This is a genomic window from Streptomyces sp. ADI95-17, from assembly GCF_003846175.1.
Taxonomy (GTDB): domain Bacteria; phylum Actinomycetota; class Actinomycetes; order Streptomycetales; family Streptomycetaceae; genus Streptomyces; species Streptomyces sanglieri.
The window spans coordinates 186,536-193,892 of the sequence record NZ_ML123045.1 but is presented as its reverse complement, the minus strand read 5'-3'; the positions used below and the strand labels follow the sequence as shown (position 1 = coordinate 193,892).

The following is a 7,357-nucleotide window of genomic DNA, read 5'->3' as shown; positions in this document are numbered from 1 at the left end:
TCCTCGTCGGCCGTCCGCAACTGCTCGCCGACGCGGGCGTCGACGTCCCCGAGGCCCTTTCCGGCGCCGTCGCGGACGCGGCGGCCGAGGGCCGTACCGCGGTCATGGTCGCCTGGGACGGGAAGGCGCGCGGCGTCCTCGCGGTGGCCGACCGGATCAAGGATTCCAGTGCGGAGGCCGTCGCCGAGTTCCGCGCGCTCGGGCTCCATCCCGTTCTGCTGACCGGTGACAACCGTGCCGTGGCCGAGGCCGTGGCCCGTGCCGTCGGGATCGACGAGGTCCACGCCGAGGTGCTCCCCGAGGAAAAGGTGCACGTCATCGAGGGGCTGCGGGCCCGGGGGCGCTCCGTCGCCATGGTCGGGGACGGGGTCAACGACGCGGCCGCCCTCGCCACCGCGGACCTCGGGCTGGCGATGGGGACCGGCACGGACGCCGCGATCGAGGCGAGCGACCTCACGCTGGTTCGTGGAGATCTCAAGGTGGCCGTGGACGCGATCCGGCTCTCCAGGCGCACCCTGACCACGATCAAAGGCAACCTTTTCTGGGCATTCGGCTATAACACAGCCGCCCTGCCCCTTGCGGCATTTGGCCTGCTCAACCCTATGATTGCGGGAGCGGCGATGGCGTTCTCATCGGTCTTCGTCGTGACGAACAGCCTCCGGTTGCGCGCCTTCACGTAATTTCCACAAAGAGATCCAGATCACATGGATTTCGGGGTAACCATCCGGCGGGTTCGTGAGTCTAAGAGTGCGATGCCAAGGATGTCTTGGGGGACGTCCGTCGGAGCGTCTTGGGGGACGCTGCGGGCAAGCGTTGGCCGGGGCACGTGCACCGGGGAGCTTTGAGCGGCCCTCCCGTGCGTACGTACCCCGGCAGACCGCACCGGAAGGACAACTGAAGAGCGCAGCGAACGCAGTGCGCAGTGGTTGAGGAACGCTGGAGCTTCGGCTCCCACAGACGCCCGGCCGGATCCCGTGGGGGGAATCCGCTCCGGGACATGGGAAGCGCCTCGCTGTCGGCCCGTGGGGGGATCGATGGCGGGGCGCTTCTTTCTGCCGCTCGACGGTGAACGGACCGCCGGGCACGCAAATCGCCCCGGACACCGCGCTCTGTGCGAAAGCGCGGTACGCGGGGCGAAGTCGACCGGCCTCGGCGGCCGGGGGGTGTTACGAGGTTCAGCGAGCCTCGACCGGGACGAAGTCGCGCAGGACCTCGCCGGTGTAGATCTGGCGCGGGCGGCCGATGCGGGAACCCGGCTCCTTGATCATCTCGTGCCACTGGGCGATCCAGCCCGGGAGACGGCCGAGCGCGAAGAGCACGGTGAACATCTCGGTCGGGAAGCCCATGGCCCGGTAGATCAGGCCCGTGTAGAAGTCCACGTTGGGGTAGAGGTTGCGCGAGACGAAGTACTCGTCGGAGAGCGCGTGCTCCTCCAGCTTCAGCGCGATGTCGAGCAGCTCGTCGGACTTGCCGAGCGCGGACAGCACGTCGTGGGCGGCGGCCTTGATGATCTTGGCGCGCGGGTCGAAGGACTTGTAGACGCGGTGGCCGAAGCCCATCAGCCGGACGCCGTCCTCCTTGTTCTTCACCTTGCGGATGAAGGAGTCGACATCGCCGCCGTTGGCCTGGATGCCTTCCAGCATCTCCAGCACCGACTGGTTGGCGCCACCGTGCAGCGGGCCCCACAGCGCCGAGATGCCGGCGGAGATCGAGGCGAACATGTTCGCCTGCGAGGAGCCGACCAGACGCACGGTGGAGGTCGAACAGTTCTGCTCGTGGTCCGCGTGCAGGATGAGCAGCTTGTCGAGCGCGGAGACGACGACCGGGTCCAGGTCGTACTCCTGGGCGGGGACCGAGAAGGTCATGCGCAGGAAGTTCTCGACGTACCCGAGGTCGTTGCGCGGGTAGACGAAGGGGTGGCCGATCGACTTCTTGTACGCGTACGCCGCGATCGTCGGCAGCTTGGCCAGCAGCCGGATCGTCGAGAGGTGGCGCTGCTCCTCGTCGAACGGGTTGTGGCTGTCCTGGTAGAACGTGGACAGCGCGCTGACGACCGAGGACAGCATGGCCATCGGGTGAGCGTCGCGCGGGAAGCCGTCGAAGAAACGCTTGACGTCTTCGTGCAGCAGCGTGTGCTGGGTGATCTCGTTCTTGAAGGTCGACAGCTCGTCGACCTTGGGAAGCTCGCCGTTGATGAGCGTGTACGCGACCTCCAGGAACGTCGAGCGCTCGGCGAGCTGCTCGATGGGGTAGCCGCGGTAGCGGAGAATGCCCTGCTCACCGTCGAGGTAGGTGATGGCGGATTTATACGCTGCGGTGTTGCCGTATCCGCTGTCCAGCGTCACCAGACCGGTATTGGCCCGGAGCTTCCCGATGTCGAAGCCCTTGTCGCCGACGGTGCTGTCGATCACCGGGTAGGTGTACTCGCCATCGCCGTACCGCAGTACTACAGAGTTGTCGCTCACGTCATCCCTCACCGACGTAGTGCCTCTTCTTCGAGGTTCCCTGACTGTCTCCACCCTCCCCCATTTGGCTCAGGAGAGTGCACTCGGGGTCGTCCATTGGACCTACTCGCGGCACTGAGTGCCGCGAACTTACTCATCCTGCCCCCTCGGTTCCGGTTCCGGAAGGGCTGCGTGATGTTTCCCACCGATTTGATCGATCATTTTTTCCGCCGATCCTCCGCCCGAGCCCCCCGCCAGCCGGTAATCCAGCGCCGTACAGCGTCTGCCTGCGGAAACCGTGCGGACCGCCTGGCCGATCGCCTGCCGTGAGCCGACCAGCACGACGAGCTTCTTGGCCCTGGTCACAGCGGTGTACAGCAGGTTCCGCTGGAGCATCATCCAGGCGCTCTTCGTCACCGGGATGACGACGGCCGGGTACTCGCTGCCCTGGGAACGGTGGATCGTCATGGCGTACGCGTGCGCCAGCTCGTCGAGCTCGTCGAAGTCGTAGCCGATCTCCTCGTCCTCGTCGGTGAGCACCGTCAGCGTCTGTTCGTCCAGGTCAAGGGCGGTGACGACGCCGACCGTGCCGTTGAAGACGCCGTTCTCCCCCTTGTCGTAGTTGTTGCGGATCTGGGTGACCTTGTCGCCGACCCGGAAGACCCGGCCGCCGAACCGCTTCTCGGGGAGGTTCGGGCGGGCCGGGGTGATGGCCTGCTGGAGGAGTCCGTTGAGCGTGCCCGCGCCGGCCGGGCCGCGGTGCATCGGGGCGAGGACCTGCACGTCCCGGCGCGCGTCCAGCCCGAACTTGGCCGGAATGCGCCGGGCCGCGACATCCACCGCGAGCACTCCGGCGTCCTCCGTCTCGTCCTCCACGAAGAGGAAGAAGTCCTTGAGGCCCTGAGTGAGGGGCGGAATGCCGGAGTTGATCCGGTGTGCGTTGGTGACGACGCCGGACTGCTGGGCCTGGCGGAAGATCGTGGTGAGCCGGACCGCGGGAACGGGGCTGCCGTCGGCGAGCAGATCGCGCAGCACCTCCCCCGCGCCTACCGAGGGCAGCTGGTCGACGTCCCCGACGAGCAGCAGATGGGCACCGGGTGCCACCGCCTTCAGCAACTTGTTGGCCAGCAGCAGATCGAGCATCGACGCCTCGTCGACGACCACCAGATCGGCGTCCAGCGGACGGTCCCGGTCGTACGCGGCGTCGCCGCCCGGCTTCAGTTCGAGCAGCCGGTGGACGGTGGAGGCCTCGGCGCCGGTCAGCTCGGAGAGCCGCTTGGCCGCCCGCCCGGTCGGCGCGGCCAGCACCACCTTGGCCTTCTTGGCCCGTGCCAGCTCCACGATCGACCGGACGGTGAACGACTTCCCGCAGCCGGGCCCGCCGGTCAGCACCGCGACCTTCCGGCTGAGCGCGAGCCGGACCGCCGCCTCCTGCTCGGGCGCCAGCTTCGCCCCCGTACGCGTACCGAGCCAGGCCAGCGCCTTGTCCCAGTCCACGTCCGCGAAGGCCGGCATCCGCTCCTCGGGCGTCCGCAGCAGCCGCTGCACCTGGGCGGCGAGGGCGACCTCGGCACGGTGGAAGGGCACCAGGTAGATGGCGGTGACGAGTTCGCCGCCCTCGGGCGAGGGCACCTTCTCCCGTACGACTCCCTCCGGGTCCTCGGCCAGTTCGGCGAGGCACTCGATGACCAGGCCGGTGTCGACCTGGAGCAGCTTCACGCCGTCCGCGATCAGCCGCTCCTCGGGGAGGAAGCAGTGCCCCTGGTCGGTGGACTGCGACAGCGCGTACTGGAGACCGGCCTTGACCCTCTCCGGGCTGTCGTGCGGGATGCCGACCGCCTGGGCGATCTTGTCGGCGGTGAGGAAGCCGATGCCCCAGACGTCGGCGGCCAGCCGGTAGGGCTGGTTCTTGACGACGGAGATCGAGGCGTCCTCGTACTTCTTGTAGATGCGGACGGCGATGGAGGTGGAGACGCCGACGCCCTGGAGGAAGACCATCACCTCCTTGATCGCCTTCTGCTCCTCCCACGCCGCGGCGATCATCTTCGTGCGCTTGGGTCCGAGGCCGGGGACCTCGACGAGCCGCTTCGGTTCCTTCTCGATGATGTCTAGGGTGTCGACGCCGAAGTGGGTGGTGATCCGGTCGGCCATCACCGGGCCGATGCCCTTGATCAGCCCGGAGCCGAGGTAGCGGCGGATGCCCTGGATCGTGGCGGGCAGGATCGTCGTGTAGTTCTCGACGGTGAACTGCTTGCCGTACTGCGAGTGCGAACTCCAGCGCCCTTCCATGCGCAGCGACTCGCCGGGCTGCGCACCGAGCAGCGAACCGACCACGGTGAGCAGGTCGTTGGCGCCGCGACCGGTGTCGACGCGCGCGACCGTGTATCCGTTCTCCTCGTTGGCGTACGTGATGCGCTCCAGCACACCTTCGAGGACGGCCATGTTGGGTGTGGAGGAGGTCGTGGAGGACATGGTGGCCATGCCTGTGACGGTACCCGGCGGTGCTGACATCGCGGGGCGCGGACGAGAAGGCCCGCCCGCTCACTGGTTCCACTGAGTCGCAGCGTCACAGCAGGAAAGTGGTCAGCCATGTCGACACCGGCCGGCGAGGCTCGAAAGCACCTCTTCCTCAAGGGACACGCGGTCCTCATGTCCGTGGAGGACTGCGCCTTCCGGTCTGAGAACGACCCGACGCATGACACGGCGCATCGACGACTAGCACCGCCTGGTGTACAGGGCGACGGAGTCGGAACTCGTCATCGTGCGGGCGCGGTATCACTACGGCTGGCCCCCGCGCGTCTGACCGCCGCGCCGCCACGGCGGCCGACGCACGGTGATGCGGAGGTCAGGAACAGTTGCCCCGACGCGCTGCCGCAACGCGGAATCCTCGCTCCAGTTCACTGTCGCCCGCGTCATCCGCCACCAGGGTCTTCTTGCCCCCGCAGGTCAGCAGGTCGGAGTCGCGACCGGAAGCGACCGCTGCGGCATCGTGGAGAGCGAGCAGCAGCGGATCCTGTGTGACGGTGAAGTGCGTCGCGTCGGGCGGGGCCCTCACTCCCGGCCGGCCGGCTGCCGGGAGTGAGGACCCCGCCCTCGGGTATGACGGTGTTCAGCGCTTGGTGGTGCTGTTGAAGAGCGAGCGCGACCAGACGTAGCCGACCAGGGCGATACCGGCGCACCAGGCGAGGGAGATCCAGCAGCTGTTGCCGATCGCCGAGCCGGTGAGCAGGCCGCGCAGGGTCTCGGTCATCGGCGTGAACGGCTGGTACTCGGCGAACCAGCGCAGGCCGGGCGCCATCGAACCGGCCGGCACGAACGCCGAGCCGAGGAACGGCAGGAACTGGATGAGCAGCGGCTTGTTGCTCGCGGACTCGACCGTCTTGGAGATCAGGCCGAGCGCCGCCGACAGCCAGGCCACGGCGAAGGCGATGGCCGCGATCAGCCCGGCCGCGGCCAGCCACTCCAGCGGGTTCGCGTCGGGGCGGAAGCCGAGCGCGAGGGCCACGCCCACCACCATGACCAGGCTCACCACCGTGGTGATGACGGAGCCGATGACATGGCCCGTCATGAACGACGAGCGTGTGATGTTCATGGTGCGGAAGCGGTTGATGATGCCCTCGGTCATGTCCTGGCAGACCGCGATCGAGGTCGACATGGCCCCGGCGGCCACGCCCATGATGATGACGCCGGGCGTCAGATACTCCAGATACGCGTCCCGGCCGCCGGAGCCCGGCAGACCGGCACCGATCGAGTCCCCGAAGGCGTACACGAAGAGCAGCAGCATCAGGATGGGCATCATGGCCGGGCCGAGCGAGACGGCCGGGTAGCGCAGCGCGTGCTTGATGTTGCGCCGCAGCATCGTCATCGAGTCGTGCACGGCGTACGTGAGGGTGCTCATCGCAGGGTCTCCTTGACGTGGAGCGGGGTGGCGTCGGTGCCATCGCCGGTCAGGGCGAGGAACACGTCGTCGAGGTCAGGGGTGTGAACGGAGAAGTCGGCGGCCCGCACTCCGGCCGTGTCCAGCCGGTCGAACAGGGTGCGCAGCGCCTCCATGCCGGCGTCGCTCGCCACCCGCAGGGAGAGGTTCTCGTCGTCGCGGGCCGCGCCGGGGAAGGAGGCGGCCGCGCGCTCGTACTCATCGACGGCGTCGAACCGCAGCCGTACATGGCTGCCGGGGATCTGCGACTTGAGCTCGTCGGCGGTGCCCTCGGCGACGATCCGGCCGCCGTCGAGCACCGCGATCCGGTCCGCCAACTGGTCGGCCTCGTCCAGGTACTGCGTGGTGAGGAAGACGGTGACGCCCCCGGCGACCAGCGCACGCACCGTGTCCCACATCGTGCGGCGGCTACGCGGGTCGAGCCCGGTCGTCGGCTCGTCCAGGAAGATCACCTTCGGGTCGCCGACCAGCGTCATCGCGAGGTCCAGACGGCGCCGCATGCCGCCGGAGAAGGTAGCGGCACGGTTCTTGGCGACGTCCGCGATGCCGAACCGCTCCAGCAACTCCTCGGCCCGCCTGCGCCCTTCGCGCTTGCCGAGGTGCAGCAGGTCGGCCATGAGGAGCAAGTTCTCCTCGGCGGTGAGCAGATCGTCGAGGGCGGCGAACTGTCCGGTGACGCCGATCGCGGCGCGCACCCCGTCCGGCGCGGTGGCGACGTCGTGGCCCGCGACCTGGGCCCGTCCGCTGTCGGCGGCGATGAGCGTGGACAGGATCTGCACGGTGGTGGTCTTGCCGGCGCCGTTCGGCCCGAGCAGCGCGAACACGGTGCCGGCGGGGATCCGCAGATCGATGCCGTCGAGAACGGTCTTGTCGCCGTACGACTTGCGCAGATCGGCGGTGGAGACTGCGAGGACGGGCGGCTGCCCGCCGTCAGTCCTTGGTGTGGGCATGACAGAAAAAGACATGGGGTCCTCCC

5 protein-coding genes and 1 pseudogene are annotated in these 7,357 nt (G+C 68.3%); 2 read left to right on the top strand and 4 right to left on the bottom strand.

What is annotated here, in order from left to right; all coding sequences use genetic code 11:
• Positions 1-680: HAD-IC family P-type ATPase (locus EES42_RS09005; RefSeq protein ID WP_124718465.1), on the top strand; the 680-nt coding region annotated here is incomplete at its 5' end.
• A gap of 495 nt (positions 681-1,175) precedes the next feature.
• Here the strand turns inward: EES42_RS09005 and EES42_RS09000 are convergent.
• A complete protein-coding gene (locus EES42_RS09000) occupies positions 1,176-2,465 on the bottom strand; it encodes a citrate synthase (protein WP_072489174.1) in 1,290 nt (429 codons plus the stop codon).
• A gap of 129 nt (positions 2,466-2,594) precedes the next feature.
• Entirely contained in the window at positions 2,595-4,916 is a 2,322-nt protein-coding gene (locus EES42_RS08995; protein WP_124718464.1) for an SF1B family DNA helicase RecD2, read from the bottom strand.
• A 226-nt stretch (positions 4,917-5,142) separates the two neighbouring features.
• On the opposite strand from EES42_RS08995, the pseudogene EES42_RS44650 reads away from it, so the two are divergent.
• Positions 5,143-5,247, top strand: a pseudogene (locus EES42_RS44650) (type II toxin-antitoxin system YoeB family toxin); the annotation flags it as partial.
• Between the two features lie 306 nt (positions 5,248-5,553).
• On the opposite strand, the gene EES42_RS08990 reads toward EES42_RS44650, so the two are convergent.
• Together EES42_RS08990 and EES42_RS08985 are read right to left on the bottom strand one after the other, a co-directional pair.
• Positions 5,554-6,342, bottom strand: a complete 789-nt coding sequence (locus tag EES42_RS08990) for an ABC transporter permease (RefSeq protein ID WP_124717620.1) — start codon at positions 6,340-6,342, stop codon at positions 5,554-5,556.
• On the bottom strand, positions 6,339-7,331 hold the full coding sequence (locus EES42_RS08985) for an ATP-binding cassette domain-containing protein (RefSeq protein WP_124718463.1): 993 nt from the start codon (positions 7,329-7,331) through the stop codon (positions 6,339-6,341). The genes EES42_RS08990 and EES42_RS08985 overlap by 4 nt, the downstream gene beginning before the upstream one ends.
• Between the last annotated feature and the right edge of the window lie 26 nt (positions 7,332-7,357).

Excerpts from the sequence above, each read along its gene's own strand:
- EES42_RS08995 (WP_124718464.1), bottom strand. The coding sequence starts at position 4,916 with ATGTCCTCCACGACCTCCTCCACACCCAACATGGCCGTCCTCGAAGGT.
- EES42_RS08990 (WP_124717620.1), bottom strand. The coding sequence starts at position 6,342 with ATGAGCACCCTCACGTACGCCGTGCACGACTCGATGACGATGCTGCGG.
- EES42_RS08985 (WP_124718463.1), bottom strand. The coding sequence starts at position 7,331 with ATGCCCACACCAAGGACTGACGGCGGGCAGCCGCCCGTCCTCGCAGTC.